We start from the raw sequence: 20,775 nt of genomic DNA on the forward strand, positions 1-20,775 counted from the left end.
AATTCTTGGTATAATGAGGATAATAAATAAAAAATAATTTGAAGGCACAGGTATGTTGATGGAAATAAACTAGGTTATAGATAATACAAAAGCGTATATCGTCTGTCATTACATTCCTTGGCGGATTTACAACGAATATTATAGGCTCTTCTCAAATGTGTTCTCTGTGATTATGGGGATTTTCTTCATGATTAATATTCTCGTAAGTAAGGAAATACTCGCACGTTTAACGCTTCGCATTCTCAATGTGGTGTTGCTAAAAGACAAAATTGAGCACATTCTTATGTCGGGGAAGTCATCGTGGATACGTATGACCGTTTCTTGATGAGTCAAATCATCGAGGCGGGAATTGTTGGGGTTATGATTTTTGCCGCATACTCTCTTGTAGGGTTGCCATATGCAGGACTTGTTGGGGTGCTGGCCGGAGTATTCTCGTTCATTCCGAATATCGGGCCGTTTATGGCGTGCGGAATCGTAATGCTCTTCATCTTTACAGAAAGCCCAATTCAAGCACTCATTTCGGTTGTCGTCTTTATGGTCGTTCAAACAGTGGAAGGCAATGTCGTCTATCCTAGGGTTGTCGGCAGTTCCGTAGGGTTGCCAACGGCTCTAACCCTTGCTACTACGTTAATCGGTGGAAATCTCTTTGGTTTAGTAGGAATGATTTTCTTCACACCAATCTTTGCCGTGATTTACCGTCTCGTGAAAGAATGGATGGAGAAACATGAACAAGCTGCTCCAGTGGTAGCTGTAGGAGGTATTATTGATGAAGAAAATTAGCGACTTAGGGATTACGGGGAAAAAGCTCCTCTTTGAAGGGATTGCGTTCCTTGTTGCTGGGATATTGCTCCTTATATTCGGACCAAGCTTCCCAGAATTGATGTTACGTCTGTTTTTAACATTCTTATGGGCCCGTGAACTATGGAATTTCTTATTCCGTTGGTTTAGTAAAGCGGCATCTAAAGACCCGTTATGGCTGAATATAGGGAAATTTTCCCTTTACGGATTTTTAGCAGGAAATCAATTCTTCCTGTCATTGCCGATTGCGATTGTAAGCATCTTGATGGGACTCAATGAAGTGATGAAGGCGGGAATTAGTGGTGTGACATACTATATTTATGTCAAAGATGATATTCGCCCGCGATTTCGCTTGCTCTTTGATACCATTTGGCTTTCAGTTGTCGGGGTAGCCACTTTAATTTCTCTTGGGGGCGACGGCAATTTGCAAATGTTCTTCCTTTCGCTCTATTTTATCGGGTATGGGATTAGCAATATTCGGGACGGCTGGTTCTTCGAGGCCGAAGTTGGAAAGAAAGTCCTTCGCAGACGCTTGCGTCGTGGGATGCCGCTTGTATTTGCTGCACTGATTCCTCGAGTAACCTTACAAAAAATTAATGATGCGTTGGAACTTGGAGAAGGCGAAACGGCTTCAGAAATTTACGACCGTGCCAAAGAAAATGCAGAACCAAACTTAGAGATGTTTATTCATGTCACAAAAGACGGGTTTGGAGCCATCGGGCATGTCGACCTGTGTTATAAGGGCCGCATTATTTCATTCGGAAACTACGATACGAATTCGGAGCGCCTCTTTGGAACGATGGGGGACGGGGTACTTTTCAGTGCCGACCGTGAAAAATACATCGAATTTTGTAAACGCGAAAATCATAAGACCCTACTGGGATATGGTCTTGCCTTGTCTCCAGAACAACTCGCGGCCATCGATAAGGAAATCGCCAAATTGATGTCGCTGACAGTGCCTTGGGATCCACCGAAAATGGTGAAACCTAAGCATCCTGGAATCGACAAAGAAGAACCAATGTATGCCTACAAGCTCAAACAAGAAGCAGATGCACTCTTGTATAAATTTACCTCTTCAAAATTCAAGACGTATTTTGTGATGAGTACCAACTGTGTATTGCTAGCCGATACGATTGTCGGGACAGCAGGCACCGATATTTTAAGCGCCCGAGGATTTATTTCACCAGGAACGTACCAAGATTACTTAGATAAGGAGTTTGAGAGACCGCATAGTCTAGTCGTGACGAAGCGCGTCTATCAGTAAGAACATGGAACTTCATGAAAAAGAATTCTTTATGAGGGAAGCGTTGAAGGAAGCGCAGAAAGCCTATGACCAAGCGGAAGTGCCAATCGGGGCTGTCGTGGTCTTGAATGGTGAAATTATTGGGCGTGGTCATAACTTACGTGAAAAGGAACAAGACGCCACGCTGCACGCCGAAATCAAAGCCATTCGCCAGGCAAACCAACACCTTGGAAGCTGGCGACTCGAAGACTGCTAAGTCAGTTTGTAGACCACGCTTCGCCAGAACGTATTTGCCAAATAGCAAAACATAAATTGAATTTAGGATAACTAAATATATAAAAAGTTTATGTGATGTTATTTTATAAAATAAAAAAGTAAATAGATATAGTATAAACAATATCAAAAACGGTCAGGTCATAGAAATATGATCTGACTGTTTTTCATCTGTGGAATGAAGTGTTAGTTTTATGATATAATATAAAGGATTAACAGAGATGAGAAATGATGGGGGTTGCCTAAATCCTTAAAAGATGCATACCCTAAATGCCCTTTGCACACCCCTAATTCAAAAAAGGAGATAATTGTATGATAAGACTCATTGCCACAGATATGGACGGGACTTTTTTAGATGACAAGGGTCAGTTTGATATGGAGCGGCTCAAGCACCTGCTAGCTCAGTTTAGAGAAAAGGGCATCTACTTTGCTGTTGCCAGTGGTCGAGGGATTCTCTCTCTTGAGAAGCTCTTTCATGAAGTTCGGGATGATATTATCTTTATCGCAGAAAATGGTAGCCTAGTAGAGTTTCAAGGAAAAGATCTATACGAAGCAACCATGCCAAGAGAATTTTATCTAAAGGTATTTGACAAGCTTAAGGAGTCGCCTTTTGTCAATATCAACGAGTTGCTCCTGACAGGGAAAAAAGGCTGTTATGTCCTAGATACAGTAGATCCGACCTATCTTTCTTTCAGCGCTAATTATAATGAAAATATCCAAAAAGTTGCTGATTTTAGTGAGATTACAGACGAGATCTTTAAATTCACGACCAATTTCAGCGAAGAAACAGTGGCCGACGGCGAAGCTTGGGTCAATGAAAATGTCGCAGGTGTCAAGGCGATGACAACGGGCTATAAGTCGATTGATATCGTGCTGGATTATGTGGATAAAGGCGTGGCTCTTGTCGAGCTAGCTAAGAAGCTAGGCCTAGAGATGGATCAGGTCATGGCTTTTGGTGATAATCTCAATGACCTATATATGATGCAGGTGGTGGGCCATCCGATTGCACCGGAAAATGCGCGACCGGAAATTTTGGCAGTTGCGAAAGAAGTGATTGGCCACCATGCGGCCCAATCTGTTATGACCTACATGGAGGGCTTATAATGGCTGATATTAAATTGATTGCTTTGGACTTGGACGGGACGCTTTTAACCACGGATAAAAAGATTTCTGAAGGGAATCTGGCAGCGCTCAAAGCGGCTCAGCAGCAGGGGGTCAAAGTTGTATTGACCACAGGGCGTCCGCTTAAGGCTATGGAATTTTTCCTGCATGAGCTGGGCACCGATGGTCAGGTAGATGAATACACCATTACCTTTAATGGTGGTTTGGTTCAGCGCAATACGGGAGAAATTTTAGATAAAACGGTATTTGCCTACGATGATGTAGCTAGAATTTATGAAGAAACTGAGAAATTGGGTCTGCCTCTGGATGCGATTGATGGTGGCTTGGTTTATCAGATTCAATCAGACCAAGCATCGCTCTATGCAGAGTTTAATCCAGCTCTGAACTTTGAATCTATTGCTTTTGAAGACCTTTCTAGCCAGATTACCTACAATAAATGCGTCACAGCCTTTGCTCAGGAACCCTTGGACGCAGCCATTCCTCACATTTCGCCCGAACTGTTTGACCAGTATGAAATTTTCAAATCACGGGAAATGTTGCTTGAATGGTCACCGAAAAATGTCCACAAGGCGACTGGTTTGGAGAAACTGATTGCCCACTTGGGAATTGATAAAAGCCAAGTCATGGCCTGCGGTGACGAAGCAAATGATTTGTCAATGATTGCTTGGGCTGGTCTGGGCGTTGTCATGCAAAATGCCGTACCAGAAGTCAAGGAAGTCGCAGAAGTTGTCACTCCGATGACCAATGATGAAGATGCAGTTGCTTGGGCCATTCGGAAATATGTATTGAAGGAGAACTAAAGAATGGGATTATTTGACCGTCTTTTTGGACGTAAAAAAGAGGAACTTGAAGAAAAGCCCCAGATAGAGGAGCAGGCAGAGGAGAGTTATCAGACTACAGAGATTGAAGTTCCATCTGAGACAGACTTCCAGCCCCTTGCTGCTTCTAATGAAGAAACAGCGGAAACTCAGGAAGTAGAATCTGTGTCAGAAGAGAAAATAGAGTCCTCAGATTCAGCAACTTCTGAGCAGGAATTTGCCCCAACTGCCCAACAAGCTGACTTATCTGAACCAGTGCTTGAAGACGAGGAAAGTTCTGAACAAGTTTTGGCTGAGGTAGAAGAGCAGTCTGAAACTTCAGAAAATCAAGCTTTGGAAAGTAGTAGCGAATCAGAAGCGACGACTGAAAGCAGAGATTATTACCAAGAATTGCAGGAGCGTTTGGCTGCAGCGAGAGAGCAAATCAACCACGAACCAGAGCAAGAAGTATCTAGTGAGCAGGAAGCAAGCACTTCCACACAAGTAGACTCGACCGAGTATGGAGGAGAGGCAGAGGAAGAACAGACTCCCGCAGAAACATCTGAGAATTCTACTGAATACCAAGAAGAGAGTGTTCAAGACAAGTATGACCGCAGTCTCAAAAAGACGCGGACTGGCTTTGGTGCTCGCCTTAATGCCTTTTTTGCTAATTTCCGCTCAGTTGACGAAGATTTCTTTGAAGACTTAGAAGAATTGCTGATTACTAGTGATGTCGGTGTACAGGTAGCTTCCAATCTAACTGAAGATCTGCGCTATGAAGCTCGTCTGGAAAATGCTAAGAAACCAGAAGCCTTGCGCCAACTAATCATTGAAAAATTGGTCGATATCTATGAGAAAGATGGCCGCTTTAATGAAAAAATCAATTTCCAAAACGGTTTGACTGTCATGCTCTTTGTCGGTGTAAATGGCGTAGGGAAGACGACCTCAATCGGTAAATTGGCCTATAAATACAAGCAAGAAGGTAAAAAAGTGATGCTGGTGGCAGCAGATACCTTCCGAGCTGGAGCCGTTGCCCAGTTGGCTGAGTGGGGGCGTCGAGTCGATGTGCCTGTCGTGACTGGCCCAGAAAAGAGCGATCCTGCCAGTGTCGTGTTTGACGGTTTGGAAAGAGCCAAGGCTGAAAATGTTGATATTCTCATGATTGATACAGCTGGTCGCTTGCAAAATAAGGACAATCTCATGGCAGAGCTGGAAAAAATCGGTCGCATTATCAAGCGGGTAGATCCAGCAGCGCCACATGAAACTTTCTTGGCCTTGGATGCCTCCACTGGTCAAAATGCACTGGTTCAGGCCAAAGAATTTTCAAAAATTACGCCTGTGACAGGTATTGTCCTGACTAAGATTGACGGAACTGCGCGCGGTGGTGTTGTTCTTGCCATTCGTCAGGAATTGGATATTCCAGTGAAGCTGATTGGTTTTGGCGAGAAAATTGACGATATCGGCGAGTTTAATTCTGAGAACTTTATGAGAGGCCTCTTAGAAGGTTTGGTGTAATAGTCTATCAATAAAGCCTAAATTGAAATCAAACTCTTCTATCAAAAAGTAATTAAAACGGATGAAAAGGTTTGCTTGTTGCAAGCCTTTTTTCTTCTTTTTTGATATAATAAGAAGAATAAAATGAAAGAAGGAAATCCAATCATGGGAAAACTTGAAGTTATCGCTCATCCACTCATTCAGCATAAATTGTCTATCTTGCGTCGTACAGATACCTCTACTAAAGCTTTTCGTGAATTGGTAGATGAAATCGCAATGCTGATGGGATACGAAGTTTTGCGCGATTTACCACTTGAAGATGTAGAAATTGAAACACCAATAACGAAAACAGTTCAAAAGCAGATTGCAGGGAAAAAATTGGCGATCGTCCCAATCTTGCGGGCTGGTATCGGTATGGTGGATGGTCTCCTGAGCTTGGTTCCTGCTGCTAAAGTCGGCCACATCGGAATGTACCGTGATGAAGAAACCTTGAAGCCAGTTGAGTATTTGGTAAAATTGCCAGAAGACATTGACCAACGTCAAATCTTTGTTGTCGATCCAATGTTGGCTACAGGTGGTTCTGCTATCTTGGCTGTGGATTCTCTGAAGAAACGTGGCGCAAGCAATATCACATTTGTCTGCTTGGTGTCTGCTCCAGAAGGTGTCAAAGCCTTGCAAGATGCTCACCCTGATGTTGATATTTTCACCGCTGCCCTCGATGATCATCTTAATGAAAATGGCTACATCGTTCCAGGTCTCGGAGATGCTGGTGACCGCCTCTTTGGTACAAAATAATAGCTAGAAGTTTCAAAAGGAAAGTTCTGCCAAACCGGTGGATTTGTACTTTCCAATCCAAAGATAATCTCAGCGCTGCTTTCTGTCATCTGATAGATAAAGCAAATATTTGACCTTTTTTGACCAAAAGGCTATAATAATGAATAGATCGAATGAAGGAGAAAATATTCATGATTCCTGTAGTTATTGAACAAACCAGCCGTGGTGAGCGTTCTTATGACATTTACTCACGCCTTTTAAAAGACCGTATTATCATGCTGACAGGTCCTGTTGAGGACAATATGGCTAATTCTGTTATTGCGCAATTGCTTTTCCTAGATGCACAGGACAGCACCAAGGACATCTATCTTTATGTTAATACTCCGGGTGGCTCTGTGTCAGCGGGATTGGCGATTGTAGATACCATGAACTTTATTAAGTCTGATGTGCAGACGATTGTCATGGGAATGGCAGCCAGCATGGGAACTATCATTGCTTCTAGTGGTGCTAAGGGCAAACGATTCATGCTTCCAAATGCAGAGTATATGATTCACCAGCCAATGGGTGGTACTGGTGGCGGTACTCAGCAAACAGATATGGCCATTGCAGCAGAGCATTTGCTCAAGACTCGTAAGACCTTGGAGCAAATTCTTGCTGATAATTCTGGTAAATCGGTTGAGCAAATTCACGCAGATGCAGAACGTGATTACTGGATGAGTGCTCAAGAAACCTTAGAATATGGTTTCATCGATGAAATCATGGCTAATAATAATCTTAGCTAGTTTTCATTTATAACTACGAAAATGCCCCCATTTGCGGGCTTTTTTTGATATAATCAATAGAGTACAAATGACCAGAAAGGATTGTCATGTTTAAAAAAGAGGAACGAATGGGCTTCATCATTCATCTATACTATAATCGAGATGCAAAGAAGCTGGCGCATGTTGGAGATATTATTTATCATTCTAAGAAACACCGTTATTTGCAGCTTTATGTGGCAAAAGATCAGGCGGATTCTCTGAAGGAGAGCCTGTCAAAAGAGTCCTATATCAAAAAAATCCAGACTTGCAAGATCCAAAATCTGGATACGAATTTTGTTGGAAGTTTATTTAGAAACCAAGAAAACGCTATTATTTAAAAAAATGGCTTCTTTGGGTTGACAATTGTCAGATAATTCGGTATATTCTTACTATATCATTTGCAAACATAGCAAAAAACAAAATAGAGGAGATTATTCATGAAGAAAAAATTTGCACTTTCGCTTGTAGCTTTTGCTAGTGCTGCGCTTCTAGCAGCCTGTGGAGAAGTTTCTACAAACAACTCATCTGCTACTGGAACAGAAATCGGTAAAACACTTAAGTTCGGTTTCAACTTTGAAGAAACTGGCGCTGTAGCAGCTTACGGTACTGCAGAACAACACGGTGCTCAACTTGCTGTTGATGAAATCAACGCAGCTGGTGGTGTAGACGGCAAGAAAATCGAAGTAACTGATAAAGACAACAAATCAGAAACTGCAGAAGCTGCAACTATTACTACAAGCTTGGTAACTCAAGACAAAGTTAATACAATCATTGGTCCTGCAACTTCAGGTGCCGTAGCTGCCGCAATTGCAAATGCTGGTAAAGCAGGAGTTCCTTTGGTAACACCAAGTGCAACACAAGATGATTTGACAAATAAACAAGATTATTTGTATCGTGCAACCTTTACTGATGGTTACCAAGGTAAAATCATTTCTAAATATGTAACAGATACTTTGAAAGCTAAAAAAGTCGTTCTTTACTATGATAATTCAAGCGATTATGCAAAAGGAATGGCAGAAGCTTTCAAGAAAGAATACAAGGGTGAAATCGTTGCGACAGAAACTTTCGCTTCTGGTGACTCAGACTTCCAAGCTGCTTTGACAAAAATCAAAGGTAAAGACTTTGATGCATTGATTGTGCCAGGTTATTACACAGAAGCTGGTAAGTTGGTGAACCAAGCGCGTGGTTTGGGAATCAACCAAACAATCGTTGGACCTGATGGATTTAGCGATGCCAAATTCGTTGAGCAAGCAACTCCAGCAGCAGCAACTAATGTTTATTATGTATCTGGTTTCTCAACTTCAGGTGACATGACAGATAAAGCGAAGAAATTCGTTGCGGCTTACAAAGCTAAATATAACGAAGAACCTTCAATGTTTGCAGCCCTTTCATATGACGCAGTTTATATGGCAGCAGAAGCATCTAAGGGTGCAAAAACATCTGTAGATATTAAAGATAACCTTGCTAAGTTAAAAGACTTTGAAGGAGTTACTGGATCTATTACCATCGATAAAGATCACAATCCTGTGAAGACAGCCTTGATGATTGGTTTGAAAGATGGTAAAGTAGAAACTGTTGAGACAGTTAAACCTGAATAAAGGGTCTGAGGCTGGGAGCATTCCCAGTCTTTGGCTTGTTTATTACTTGCTTATGATGTTTGAGTAGAGACGGCAAGACAAGGCTTCGTCTGAGATTGTTGTTTCTGCTCTTATTTTATATTAGAAAGAGTGGTGTGGAATGCTCGAACAATTTCTTCAGCAATTGGCTAATGGATTGATTTTGGGGAGTGTTTATGCGCTTCTGGCCTTGGGTTATACCATGGTTTATGGAATTATCAAACTGATTAATTTCGCGCATGGAGACATTTATATGATTGGTGCTTTTATGGGATATTACCTGATTAACACCCTTCACCTAAACTTCTTTGTAGCCCTTATTTTATCTATGGTTGGAACAGCGATCCTTGGTGTAGTGATTGAGTTCTTAGCCTATCGTCCTTTACGCAATTCAACGCGGATTGCAGCCTTGATCACAGCAATTGGGGTTTCTTTCCTTTTGGAGTACGGGATGGTCTTTTTTGTAGGTGCCAATACTCGCTCCTTCCCTCAAGTGATTAAAACAGTACGTTATACACTTGGGCCAATTTCGATTTCCAATATTCAATTGATGATTTTGGGAATTTCTATTTTACTCATGGTTGGTTTGCAGTTTATTGTGCAAAAGACGAAAATGGGTAAAGCCATGCGAGCTGTTTCCGTGGATAGCGATGCTGCCCAGCTGATGGGGATTAATGTCAATCGTACGATCAGCTTTACTTTTGCCTTGGGTTCAGCCTTGGCAGGAGCAGCAGGGGTGCTGATTGCTCTTTACTACAACTCACTTGAGCCACTGATGGGAATGACACCAGGTATCAAGTCCTTCGTTGCGGCAGTTTTGGGAGGAATTGGTATCATCCCTGGGGCAGCTTTGGGTGGTTTTGTAATCGGCCTCTTGGAAACTTTTGCAACAGCAGTTGGACTGTCAGATTTCCGTGATGCGATTGTGTATGCGATCTTGATTATCATTCTATTGGTTCGTCCAGCTGGTATTCTAGGTAAAAACGTGAAAGAGAAGGTGTAATGTATGAAAAATAATTTAAAAGTAAATGCGTTATGGCTTGCTCTGATCCTCTTTGGCTATCTATTGATGACAGTGCTTGCTAGCACAGGTATTCTCAATCCTTTCTATCTGCAAATCTTTGAGCAGATTGGGATTAATATTATCTTGGCTGTTGGCCTCAATCTTATCGTTGGTTTTTCTGGGCAATTCTCGCTTGGGCATGCTGGCTTTATGGCCATTGGTGCCTATGCAGTAGCTATCATGGGCTCTAAATCTCCAAACTATGGCACTTTCTTTATTGCTATGTTGGTTGGCGCTGTGATTGCAGGTGCAGTAGCTCTGCTTGTTGGTATTCCGACCCTGCGCTTAAAGGGAGACTATTTGGCAATTGCGACGCTGGGTGTTTCTGAAATTATCCGGATTTTGATTGTCAATGGAGGCGATCTAACTAATGGTGCGGCAGGTATCCTATCCATTCCTAACTTTACCTCTTGGCAGTTGGTTTATGTCTTTGTCGTAATTACAACTATTTTGACTCTTAACTTCCTCCGCAGTCCTATCGGACGTAGCACCTTGTCTGTTCGCGAGGACGAGATTGCGGCAGAGTCTGTCGGTGTCAATACAACAAAAATTAAAGTCATTGCTTTCGTTTTTGGTGCCATTACAGCTTCTATTGCAGGTTCTTTGCAGGCTGGATTTGTCGGTTCTGTTGTACCAAAAGACTATTCCTTTATCAATACAATCAATGTCTTGATTATCGTCGTTTTTGGCGGTCTTGGCTCAATGACTGGAGCAATCGTTGCGGCAGTGGTATTGGGTATCCTCAATATGCTTTTACAAGATATCTCAAGTGTTCGGATGATTGTTTATTCGCTTGCCCTAATCTTGGTGATGATTTTCCGTCCAGGCGGCTTGCTTGGTACTTGGGAATTTAGCTTGGCTAAGCTCTTTAAAAAGAATAAGGAGGTCAAAGAATAATGGCACTTCTTGATGTAAAAAAATTAACCAAAAATTTTGGAGGACTAACAGCTGTTAGTGACGTAACTCTGGAATTAAACGAAGGGGAACTGGTCGGTCTTATCGGGCCTAACGGTGCTGGGAAAACAACTCTTTTCAACCTTTTGACAGGTGTTTATGAACCGAGTGAGGGAACGGTTACTTTGGATGGTCATTTGCTGAATGGCAAAACACCTTACAAAATTGCAACACTGGGTCTCAGCCGGACTTTCCAAAATATCCGTCTTTTTAAAGATTTGACAGTCTTGGACAATGTGTTGATTGCTTTTGGTAATCACCATAAACCTCATGTGCTGGCTTCTTTCTTCCGCCTTCCAGCATTTTATAAAAATGAAGAGGAATTGAAAGCAAAAGCTCTGGAATTGCTGGCTATCTTTGACTTGGATAAGGAAGCAGAAACCTTGGCTAAAAATTTGGCTTATGGTCAACAGCGTCGTCTGGAGATTGTCCGAGCGCTTGCCACAGAGCCTAAGATTCTCTTCTTGGATGAGCCAGCTGCTGGGATGAATCCACAGGAAACTGCTGAGCTGACTGCCCTGATTCGTCGGATTAAAAATGAATTTAACATTACCATCATGCTGATTGAGCATGATATGAGTCTGGTTATGGAAGTAACTGAGCGCATCTACGTACTAGAGTACGGTCGCTTGATTGCCCACGGCACACCAGATGAGATTAAGAATGACAAACGCGTTATTGAAGCTTATCTAGGAGGTGAAGCCTAATGTCCATGCTCAAAGTTGAAAACCTATCTGTCCACTATGGCATGATTCAGGCTGTCCGTGACGTCAGCTTTGAAGTCAACGAAGGAGAGGTTGTTTCCCTTATCGGTGCCAATGGTGCTGGTAAAACGACTATCCTTCGCACGATCTCTGGTTTGGTTCGCCCAAGTGCTGGGAAGATTGAATTTTTAGGTAATGAAATTCAAAAAGTGCCTGCTCAAAAGATTGTGGCTGCGGGGCTTTCACAGGTTCCAGAAGGGCGCCATATTTTCCCTGGTTTGACTGTCTTGGAGAACCTTGAAATGGGAGCTTTTCTTAAGAAAAATCGTGAAGAAAATCAAGCCAATCTCAAAAAGGTCTTCTCTCGTTTCCCACGCTTGGAAGAGCGTAAAAACCAAGATGCTGCAACCCTTTCGGGTGGTGAGCAGCAGATGTTGGCTATGGGTCGAGCGCTCATGTCTACTCCTAAGCTCTTGCTCTTGGATGAGCCATCAATGGGGCTAGCGCCAATCTTCATTCAAGAAATCTTTGATATCATTCAAGATATCCAAAAGCAGGGTACAACTGTTCTTTTGATTGAGCAAAATGCCAATAAGGCTCTCTCTATTGCCAATCGCGGTTATGTCCTTGAAACAGGAAAAATCGTTCTGTCCGGAACAGGTCAAGAGCTTCTCGCTTCTGACGAAGTCCGCAAAGCATATCTAGGTGGTTAAAAAGGTCCAGTGGACCTTTTTAAGTTGCAGATAAAGAAAACAGAGTTTTCTTCAAAATGTCTGGGAGACATTTTTAGGTTGTTGATAGAAAGTTATGATAGTAACTTAACATTTAGAAAAGGTCCAATGGACCTTTTTAAGTTGCGGATCAAGAAAACGAGGTTTTCGTCAAAATGTCCAGTGGATTGTTTCAGATTGCAGATGGGAACTCGTGGCAGCGAGTTTCCGCTTATTAGGCTCCAATGGACCTTTTTTGTTTTCAAGATAAATTTATTTGTTTGGATAAGCCGATAGCTGTTTTTGGTTACAAGCAAAGAGTTGTATTGGCAACTGCATGTTTTTAAAAATCCGCTGGGCCCTTTTTAGATGAGGCTAGGGTTTCGTGGTAGAGTTTTCTTTGATGAAAGTCTCGATTTTTTAGGTACTGTGGTAGTAAGTGATGTAATAGTTTCAAACGGCCCTTTCTCTGAATCGGTTTCTTCATTTTAAGTATCGAGCGAAAATATGGTAAAATATGGGAGAAGAAAAATTGCTCGGGTCGAAATAAAGATTGGAAATTTCGGAAAAAATTGTCAAAGTATAGGATTTGCTTATTGGTGGTAACTGGCGAGATGGAGAGTAATCTTAGCTTTTGATTTTGAAGTGAAAAAAGATAATGCTTTTTGTTTGGTTCGGCACCTTTCTCTTACGCAACTAGAACTCAATAAAGATATGCTTATCAGGGATAGAAAATGGCAGTCGAATTTCTTTGCTTGGTTTGCTCGAGCGAGTAATATTGGTTTTTGAAAACATTTAAATGATTATAGAGGATGAAAGATGAAACTAGTCAGTGCCAGGCTTTTGAAAAAGGTTATTATAAATCGATCGCCAGACAGTCATAAAGGTAACTATGGTCGTTTGCTATTGATTGGCGGGACCTATCCCTACGGAGGGGCTATTATCATGGCTGCTTTGGCTGCGGTAAGGAGCGGAGCTGGTTTGGTGACAGTTGCAACTGAACGGGACAATATTTCCGCCCTCCATGCCCATTTGCCAGAGGCTATGGCCTTTGATTTGTGGGAGCAAGAGCGACTGATGAATCAGATCCGCAAGGCTACTGTTATTTTAATCGGACCGGGTTTGTCTGAAAATTCTTTAGAGAAATCAGTGCTACAGCTGGTTTTACAGCTTGTAAACAAGCAACAAATCTTGATCATGGATGGGGGCGCTATCTCACTTTTTGCCAAGCAAGCTCTGCCTTTTCCAAACTCCCAGACAATTTTTACCCCTCACCAGAAAGAATGGGAAAGTTTGTCTGGCTTGCCCATCGAGTCGCAGGACGAAAAATCTAGCCAAAAGGCTGTTGACCAATTTCCTAAGGGAACTCTAGTTGTACAGAAAAGGAATGGGACACGAGTTTTTCAGAGTGGGGAAAAGGATATTTATCAGCTGCAGGTTGGGGGTCCCTATCAAGCCACCGGCGGTATGGGAGATACCTTGGCAGGGATGATTGCTGGTTTTGCAGGTCAATTTGAGCAGGTTTCACTTTTTGAAAGAGTGACAGCTGCGACCTACTTGCATTCAGCCATTGCGGATGAATTAGCCAAAGAGGCTTATGTAGTATTACCGACAGAACTGAGTCGACAAATTTCAACTTGGATGAAAAATTTTAGTCAATAAATCTTAGGAGGCTTGGAAAAATCCGAGTCTCTTTTTGTGGATTAGGAAATCTTGTCTTAGTTAGGAAAAGTCTAGGATTCATGAACTTTCTCACATGATTACTTTTTTAATTTATAGAAAAAAGTTAATACGATAGAAAACTTTTTTTGTGCTATAATAAAAATAAAGTATGAGAGTTAAAAGTATAAAATCTAGTAGAAAAGGATAAGTGCGGAAAGTGCCATGTCAGAGCTAAAAGTAGCAATTGGGAAAAAAATTCGAGAACTGCGGGAACAACGTAAAATGACAAGGGAATTGTTGTGTGAGGATGAGACTCGTTTGACAGTCAGACAGCTGGCTCGTATTGAGGCAGGCGATTCGATTCCTAGTTTACTAACCTTAGAATTCATTGCGCAACAGTTGCGCATTGAAATGTATCAAATTATCAAGGAAAGTACAAAATCTTAGTGATTTTTATCCTGAAAATTGGGAACTTGGAAGCACCGCCTTCTTCCATTTTTTGGTATAATAAAGGTTACGCAAATACTAGAAAATAGAAAGGGAGCGACATGCCAGATTATTTATCGGTTTCGACCTTGACCCGTTATCTGAAGATGAAGTTTGACCGAGATCCTTATTTGGAACGGGTTTATCTGACAGGTCAGGTCTCCAATTTTCGCAAGCGTCCCAATCACCAGTATTTCTCCCTCAAGGATGAGAAGGCAGTTATTCAGGCGACTATCTGGTCAGGTGTTTATAAAAAGCTTGGTTTTGAACTAGAAGAGGGCATGAAAGTCAATGTCATTGGCCGTGTGCAGCTCTATGAGCCAAGTGGATCCTATTCGATTGTCATTGAAAAGGCTGAGCCAGACGGCATTGGCGCCTTGGCTGTTCAGTTTGAGCAGCTCAAGAAAAAACTGGGAGAAGAAGGTCTTTTTCAAGATAAATTTAAACAAGCCTTGCCTCAATTTCCTAAGAAAATTGGGGTGGTGACCAGTCCTAGTGGAGCTGTCATCCGAGATATCATCACGACAGTCAGCCGCCGTTTTCCTGGTGTGGACATCCTGCTTTATCCGACCAAGGTTCAGGGCGAAGGAGCTGCTGCCGAGGTAGCGGCTAATATCCGTCGAGCCAATGAGCGAGAAGATTTGGATGTTTTGATTATTGGTCGAGGCGGCGGATCCATCGAGGATCTTTGGGCTTTTAATGAGGAAATCGTCGTGCGAGCTATATTTGAGTCCCAGATTCCGATCATTTCCAGCGTGGGGCATGAAACGGACACGACGCTGGCTGACTTTGTGGCAGACCGACGAGCAGCAACTCCCACAGCAGCAGCGGAATTGGCAACGCCAGTCACCAAGCTTGATCTTCTGGGGCATTTGAATCAGCAGCAAAATCGTCTGTCTAATGCAGCTTCCAATCGTCTGGCTTACCAGCGGGAACGCTTGCATAAGCTGGCTTCATCTGTTATTTTTCGTCAGCCAGAACGGCTTTATGATGGCTATCTGCAAAAGTTAGATCAGCTCAATCTACGGTTAAAGCAAAAAATTCGCGAATATTATAGTGAAGAAGTCCAGCAGGTCAAGATTCTCCAGCATCGCTTGGAATCTCTGTCACCTCTGCGGCAGGTGCAGCGCTATCAGGAGCAGGTGCACCAGCAGGAGCGCTTGTTGCGTAGCAATATGGCAGTGATTTATGATCATAAGGTGGCTGAAGCCAAACGGCTGTCAGATGCGCTACTCATGCTGGACACCAGTCGTATTGTGGCGCGGGGCTATGCTATTATTCAAAAAAATGAAACAGTAATCGAGTCCAGTCAGGATATCAAGAAGAAGGACCAGCTGACCATTCTTATGCGGGATGGTCAGGTCCAAGTTGAGGTAAAAGATGTCAAAAGATAAAAAATTTGAAGAAAACTTAGCTGATTTGGAAGCCATTGTCCAGAAGCTGGAAAATGGGGATGTGGCCTTGGAAGAGGCCATCGCTGAATTCCAGAAGGGCATGCAGCTGTCTAAAGACTTGCAAAAGACGCTGGATCAGGCAGAGAAGACCTTGGTCAAGGTCATGCAGGCGGATGGCACGGAAACGGATATGGAATGACAAGAGAGCATAAAATCAGGCAAATTGGCCTGACGATTCAAGATTTTTATCAAAACAAGGAAGTGTCAGCGGATTTGACTGAGACCATTCTCTATTCTGTCGAGGCTGGTGGCAAGCGGATCCGCCCTCTCTTGCTTTTGGAATTGCTGGAGGGTTTTGGTCTGGAATTAACTCCTGCTCATTTTCAGGTGGCAGCAGCTCTAGAGATGATTCACACCGGTAGCCTGATCCATGATGATTTGCCAGCGATGGATAATGATGACTACCGCCGAGGCCGTCTGACTAGCCACAAGAAATTCGGGGAGGATATGGCCATTTTGGCGGGAGATTCTCTCTTTTTGGATCCTTATGGTTTGGTGGCAATGGCAGAGCTCCCTAGTCAGGTCAAGGTGGAGCTGATAGCAGAGCTGTCTTTGGCGGCTGGTTCCTTTGGTATGGTGGCTGGGCAGGTTTTGGATATGCAGGGAGAAGGTCGCAAGTTGACCATGGACCAGCTCCAGACCATCCATGCCAATAAGACAGGTAAGCTCTTGGCCTATCCTTTTGTAGCAGCGGGGATCATAGCTCAGACTAGTCAATCAGTCCTAGGGAAGCTTCGTCAGGCGGGAGAGCTCTTGGGTTTGGCTTTTCAGGTACGGGATGATATTTTAGATGTGACGGCTAGTTTTGAGCAGATCGGTAAGACACCGCAGAAGGATCTGGCGGCTGAGAAATCAACCTATCCAGCTTTACTAGGTTTGGATGGAGCCAGAGACTTTTTCGATGAAACACTGGAACAAGCGAAAAGTCTATTGGAGCAACTAGAAGCAGAAAGTGATTTTTCAGCGGAAGAAATTCAAAAAATAATAGAAAGTTTGAGACTGGATGGCTAAGGAAAGAGTGGATGTACTGGCTTATCGACAAGGCCTCTTTGAGACTCGAGAACAGGCCAAGCGTGGAGTAATGGCTGGTCTGGTTGTGTCACTTGCGAATGGAGAGCGCTTTGATAAGCCGGGTGAAAAAATCGATGATGGAACAGAGCTCAAGCTCAAGGGAGAAAAACTTAAGTATGTCAGTCGGGGCGGCCTAAAATTAGAAAAGGCTTTGCAAGTGTTTGGCCTTTCGGTGGCAGACCGAGTGGCCTTGGATATCGGAGCTTCGACCGGTGGCTTTACCGATGTTATGTTGCAGAATGGAGCTAAGCTGGTCTATGCGGTTGATGTTGGGACTAACCAGTTGGCCTGGAAACTCCGCCAAGATGAACGGGTTATCAGCATGGAGCAGTTCAATTTTCGTTATGCGGAGCCAGCTGATTTTGACTTTCAGCCCAGCTTTGCCAGTATTGATGTTAGCTTTATCTCGCTCAGCTTGATTTTGCCGGCCCTCTATCAGATTTTAGAAGAGAGCGGTCAGGTCGTGGCTTTGATCAAGCCTCAGTTTGAGGCTGGCCGCGAGCAGATTGGCAAGAAGGGGATTATCAAGGACAAGAAAGTTCATTTGGCGGTGCTGGAAACTGTGACAGCCTTTATGCTGGAAGCAGGTTTTTCAGTCAAAGATTTGGATTTTTCTCCGATTCAGGGTGGGCATGGAAATGTTGAGTTTCTAGCCTTTTTAGAGAAAAGTGAACAGCCGAAAAATGACTTGGAGCAAGACTTAGTTGCTGTCGTAGAGGCAGCTCACAAGGAATTTAAAGATGAAGAAGAAGGATAGATTAGAGAAAATCAGACGATTTGTCAGCGAGTTTGAGATTGGCACCCAAGAGGAAATTGTAGAACATCTCAGGGAGTCTGGTATCACAGCGACACAGGCAACGGTTTCACGAGACATCAAAGAGCTAGGAATTGTAAAAATCCCTTTTAAAGATAATACCTATATCTATGAGCTTCCCAAAACAGCGACCAATAGTCTGAAGCTGGCAGAAAATAATATTTTAGCCTGTCGAAATCTAGGAAATATGCTCAATCTTAACCTAGTACCAGGAAGTGCGGCGGTAGTCAAGCGTCATCTAAGCAAAGAATTTGCTGAGGAAATTTTCAGCATCATTGCGGATAACGACAGTATCCTAATCGTTGCAGTAAGTGAAAGTGCAGCCCGAAAAGTCACGGCTGAAATCAATAATTGGTAGGAAAGTCTATGTTATTAGAAATTTCGATTAAAAATTTTGCCATTATTGAGGAGATTTCCCTTAATTTTGAGCAAGGCATGACGGTTTTGACCGGGGAAACCGGAGCCGGCAAGTCTATTATTATTGACGCCATGAACATGATGCTGGGCAGCCGTGCTACGACGGATGTGATTCGTCATGGAGCGCCCAAAGCTGAGATAGAAGGACTTTTTTCGCTGGAAAATAGCCGAGCTTTGCGAGAGATTTTTGAGGAGCAGGGCTGGGAGCTGACCGATGAGCTGATTATCCGTCGGGAAATTCTGCAAAACGGCCGCAGTGTCAGCCGTATCAATGGCCAGATGGTTAATTTATCTGTTCTAAAGGCTGTCGGCCAGCACTTGGTGGATATCCATGGTCAGCATGATCAGGAAGAGCTGATGAGACCCCAGCTTCATATTGCCATGCTAGATGAGTTTGGCTCAGCAGACTTTTTGCATCTCAAAGGCCGCTATCAGGAAACCTTTGACCGCTATCGAAGCCTGCGTAAGCAAGTCCTGACTCTGCAGAAAAATCAGCAGGAGCATAAGGCCAGAATTGAGATGCTGGAGTTCCAGATGGCGGAGATCGAAAGTGCAGCCCTAAAAAGCGGTGAAGATACTGCCCTGCATCAGGAGCGAGATCGTTTGCTCAACCACAAGCTAATTGCCGATACGCTGACCAACGCCTATACTATGCTGGATAATGAAGACTTTTCCAGTTTGACCAATGTCCGCTCAGCTATGAATGACCTTGAGTCTATCGAGGATTACGATCCAGCCTACAAGGAACTGTCTGGTAGCTTGTCAGAGACTTATTATGTCTTGGAAGATGTCAGCAAGCGCCTAGAGGATATTTTGGATGGACTGGACTTTGACGGAGATCGGCTGCTGCAAGTGGAGAGTCGCTTAGACTTGATTAACAGCATCACCCGTAAATACGGCGGCCAAGTAGATGATGTGCTGGAATACTTTGCTCAAATTTCCAAAGAATACAGCCTTTTAACTGGAAGTAACTTGTCCTCAGAGGATATGGACCGAGAGCTGAAGGCCTTGGAGAGAGAGCTGGTAGAGCTGGCCCAGGAGCTGAGTCAGGCTCGTCATGGTCTAGCAGCCCAGCTGGAAGCGGAAATCAAGCAGGAGCTGCAGGACCTCTATATGGAAAAGGCGCGCTTTAAAGTACAGTTCACTAAGGGCAAGTTTAACCGTGAAGGAAATGAGCAAGTAGAGTTTTACATCTCAGCCAATCCGGGCGAGGATTTCAAACCTTTGGTGAAGGTTGCGTCTGGTGGGGAGCTCTCCCGTCTCATGTTGGCGATCAAATCGGCCTTTTCTCGTAAGGAAGGCAAGACCAGCATTGTCTTTGACGAAGTGGATACGGGCGTTTCTGGCCGTGTGGCTCAAGCCATCGCTCAGAAGATTTACAAGATTGGCTCCAACGGTCAAGTCTTGGCAATTTCCCATCTGCCTCAGGTCATTGCGATTGCCGATTATCAGTTCTTTATTGAGAAGATTTCGGATGAGAATTCGACCGTCTCGACGGTGCGGCTGCTGACGGCTGACGAGCGTGTTCAGGAAGTCGCTAAGATGCTGGCTGGCGAAGATGTGACAGAGGCTGCTTTGACTCAAGCTAGAGAATTATTAAAAAAATAAACAAGCGAGGCTGAGACACTAGTGTTTCGGTCTCCTTTAGGAGGGGCGCATATGACAGAATATTTTGCAATCGGTGATGTCCATGGTAAGGCAGGCATGATTGATGAGTTGCTCCAGCACTGGGACGGTCGCAGCCAACTAGTTTTTCTAGGGGACTTGATCGATCGAGGCGAAGACAGCCGAGCCGTTTTGGAGCGGGTCAAGGATTTAGTGGATCAGAAAGGAGCCATCTGTCTTTCTGGCAATCATGAGTATATGTTTCTGACCTGGCTGGACAATCCTGAAAAGTCTTATGACCACTACCGACGGAACGGCGGAGATACGACGATTAATTCGCTTTTAGGCCGACCTCTCAATGCTCCTGTAGACGGGGTAGCGGACACGGAACGCGTCAAGACGGAGGCGGCCGATTTAATAGATTTTATTCGTCAGATGCCTTTCCTATTGGAGACAGAGCAGTACATTTTTGTCCATGCCGGCCTAGATTTGGAGCTGAAAGACTGGCGAGAGACCAGTGATTATAAAAAGGTTTGGATTCGCGCGCCATTTCATGAAGGCAGCAATCAGACTGCCAAAACGATTGTCTTTGGCCATACACCGACATTTTACCTCTTGCATAAGGCACCGGGAACTGATCAGCTATGGATGACTGAGGATGGCAAGATTGGCATGGATGGCGGAGCTGTTTATGGCGGAGTCCTCCACGGAGTTCTCTTTGGCCATAATGGCATCATAGAGCAGTATGCCATCAAAAATGATGGTTTTGCAGCGGAGGACGAATAGAATATTTGACTGCTAGCGTCTCGATAAAGAAATCAAGAAGATTGAAGAAGCCCTTTTAATGCTTTTTCAATCTTTTTTCGTACCTAGGAGATAGAAGTATAGTCAATACCTATTTTTACTTATGATGATTAT

Annotated in this window: 21 protein-coding genes and 2 pseudogenes; all 23 read left to right on the plus strand. The window is 43.6% G+C overall.

Annotation, left to right across the window (positions count from 1 at the left end):
* Positions 1 to 95: 95 nt before the first annotated feature.
* A pseudogene (locus tag FZ954_RS00320) lies at positions 96 to 780 on the plus strand (AI-2E family transporter); the annotation flags it as partial.
* Positions 767 to 2,062 carry a hypothetical protein gene (locus FZ954_RS00325; RefSeq protein WP_015605191.1) on the plus strand — a complete coding sequence of 432 codons (1,296 nt, stop codon included), beginning with the start codon at positions 767 to 769 and terminating at the stop codon, positions 2,060 to 2,062. The pseudogene FZ954_RS00320 and the gene FZ954_RS00325, both read left to right, overlap by 14 nt.
* A gap of 4 nt (positions 2,063 to 2,066) precedes the next feature.
* Positions 2,067 to 2,294 (plus strand): annotated as a pseudogene (locus tag FZ954_RS00330) (nucleoside deaminase); the annotation flags it as partial.
* A 332-nt stretch (positions 2,295 to 2,626) separates the two neighbouring features.
* Complete coding sequence (locus FZ954_RS00335) at positions 2,627 to 3,418, plus strand: Cof-type HAD-IIB family hydrolase (protein ID WP_148876083.1); 792 nt, start codon at positions 2,627 to 2,629, stop codon at positions 3,416 to 3,418.
* Entirely contained in the window at positions 3,418 to 4,236 is an 819-nt protein-coding gene (locus tag FZ954_RS00340; RefSeq protein WP_148876085.1) for a Cof-type HAD-IIB family hydrolase, read from the plus strand. Before FZ954_RS00335 ends, FZ954_RS00340 begins: the two co-directional genes overlap by 1 nt.
* Positions 4,237 to 4,239: 3 nt before the next feature.
* The gene (gene ftsY / locus FZ954_RS00345; RefSeq protein WP_148876087.1) at positions 4,240 to 5,748 is read left to right on the plus strand and encodes a signal recognition particle-docking protein FtsY; all 1,509 of its coding nucleotides are present in this window, start codon (positions 4,240 to 4,242) and stop codon (positions 5,746 to 5,748) included.
* A 144-nt stretch (positions 5,749 to 5,892) separates the two neighbouring features.
* Positions 5,893 to 6,522, plus strand: a complete 630-nt coding sequence (gene upp / locus FZ954_RS00350; protein ID WP_148876090.1) for a uracil phosphoribosyltransferase — start codon at positions 5,893 to 5,895, stop codon at positions 6,520 to 6,522.
* 170 nt (positions 6,523 to 6,692) lie between these two features.
* Complete coding sequence (locus FZ954_RS00355) at positions 6,693 to 7,283, plus strand: ATP-dependent Clp protease proteolytic subunit (RefSeq protein ID WP_015605185.1); 591 nt, start codon at positions 6,693 to 6,695, stop codon at positions 7,281 to 7,283.
* A gap of 86 nt (positions 7,284 to 7,369) precedes the next feature.
* Positions 7,370 to 7,639, plus strand: coding sequence for a DUF2129 domain-containing protein (locus FZ954_RS00360; protein WP_061423174.1), 270 nt, complete (start codon positions 7,370 to 7,372; stop codon positions 7,637 to 7,639).
* Between the two features lie 99 nt (positions 7,640 to 7,738).
* Positions 7,739 to 8,899 carry an ABC transporter substrate-binding protein gene (locus FZ954_RS00365; RefSeq protein ID WP_061911462.1) on the plus strand — a complete coding sequence of 387 codons (1,161 nt, stop codon included), beginning with the start codon at positions 7,739 to 7,741 and terminating at the stop codon, positions 8,897 to 8,899.
* Between the two features lie 139 nt (positions 8,900 to 9,038).
* Complete coding sequence (locus FZ954_RS00370) at positions 9,039 to 9,920, plus strand: branched-chain amino acid ABC transporter permease (RefSeq protein ID WP_005589506.1); 882 nt, start codon at positions 9,039 to 9,041, stop codon at positions 9,918 to 9,920.
* Between the two features lie 3 nt (positions 9,921 to 9,923).
* Entirely contained in the window at positions 9,924 to 10,877 is a 954-nt protein-coding gene (locus FZ954_RS00375) for a branched-chain amino acid ABC transporter permease (RefSeq protein ID WP_005589507.1), read from the plus strand.
* A complete protein-coding gene (locus FZ954_RS00380) occupies positions 10,877 to 11,641 on the plus strand; it encodes an ABC transporter ATP-binding protein (RefSeq protein WP_005589509.1) in 765 nt (254 codons plus the stop codon). The genes FZ954_RS00375 and FZ954_RS00380 overlap by 1 nt, the downstream gene beginning before the upstream one ends.
* Entirely contained in the window at positions 11,641 to 12,351 is a 711-nt protein-coding gene (locus FZ954_RS00385; protein WP_148876092.1) for an ABC transporter ATP-binding protein, read from the plus strand. The genes FZ954_RS00380 and FZ954_RS00385 overlap by 1 nt, the downstream gene beginning before the upstream one ends.
* 816 nt (positions 12,352 to 13,167) lie before the next feature.
* On the plus strand, positions 13,168 to 14,010 hold the full coding sequence (locus FZ954_RS00390) for an NAD(P)H-hydrate dehydratase (RefSeq protein WP_148876094.1): 843 nt from the start codon (positions 13,168 to 13,170) through the stop codon (positions 14,008 to 14,010).
* A 222-nt stretch (positions 14,011 to 14,232) separates the two neighbouring features.
* Complete coding sequence (locus FZ954_RS00395; RefSeq protein ID WP_005589514.1) at positions 14,233 to 14,457, plus strand: helix-turn-helix domain-containing protein; 225 nt, start codon at positions 14,233 to 14,235, stop codon at positions 14,455 to 14,457.
* A 101-nt stretch (positions 14,458 to 14,558) separates the two neighbouring features.
* Positions 14,559 to 15,890 (plus strand): exodeoxyribonuclease VII large subunit, encoded by a 1,332-nt coding sequence (xseA, locus tag FZ954_RS00400; RefSeq protein ID WP_148876096.1) that lies wholly within the window; start codon positions 14,559 to 14,561, stop codon positions 15,888 to 15,890.
* On the plus strand, positions 15,877 to 16,089 hold the full coding sequence (locus tag FZ954_RS00405; RefSeq protein ID WP_005589516.1) for an exodeoxyribonuclease VII small subunit: 213 nt from the start codon (positions 15,877 to 15,879) through the stop codon (positions 16,087 to 16,089). Before xseA ends, FZ954_RS00405 begins: the two co-directional genes overlap by 14 nt.
* Entirely contained in the window at positions 16,086 to 16,961 is an 876-nt protein-coding gene (locus tag FZ954_RS00410; protein ID WP_148876098.1) for a polyprenyl synthetase family protein, read from the plus strand. The genes FZ954_RS00405 and FZ954_RS00410 overlap by 4 nt, the downstream gene beginning before the upstream one ends.
* Complete coding sequence (locus FZ954_RS00415; protein ID WP_148876100.1) at positions 16,954 to 17,778, plus strand: TlyA family RNA methyltransferase; 825 nt, start codon at positions 16,954 to 16,956, stop codon at positions 17,776 to 17,778. The genes FZ954_RS00410 and FZ954_RS00415 overlap by 8 nt, the downstream gene beginning before the upstream one ends.
* The gene (locus tag FZ954_RS00420; protein ID WP_148876102.1) at positions 17,762 to 18,193 is read left to right on the plus strand and encodes an arginine repressor; all 432 of its coding nucleotides are present in this window, start codon (positions 17,762 to 17,764) and stop codon (positions 18,191 to 18,193) included. Before FZ954_RS00415 ends, FZ954_RS00420 begins: the two co-directional genes overlap by 17 nt.
* Positions 18,194 to 18,201: 8 nt before the next feature.
* Complete coding sequence (recN, locus tag FZ954_RS00425) at positions 18,202 to 19,860, plus strand: DNA repair protein RecN (protein WP_148876104.1); 1,659 nt, start codon at positions 18,202 to 18,204, stop codon at positions 19,858 to 19,860.
* Between the two features lie 51 nt (positions 19,861 to 19,911).
* On the plus strand, positions 19,912 to 20,643 hold the full coding sequence (locus tag FZ954_RS00430; RefSeq protein WP_148876106.1) for a metallophosphoesterase: 732 nt from the start codon (positions 19,912 to 19,914) through the stop codon (positions 20,641 to 20,643).
* Positions 20,644 to 20,775 lie beyond the last annotated feature (132 nt).

Source organism: Streptococcus sp. Marseille-P7375, assembly GCF_902460365.1.
Lineage (GTDB): Bacteria > Bacillota > Bacilli > Lactobacillales > Streptococcaceae > Streptococcus > Streptococcus cristatus_I.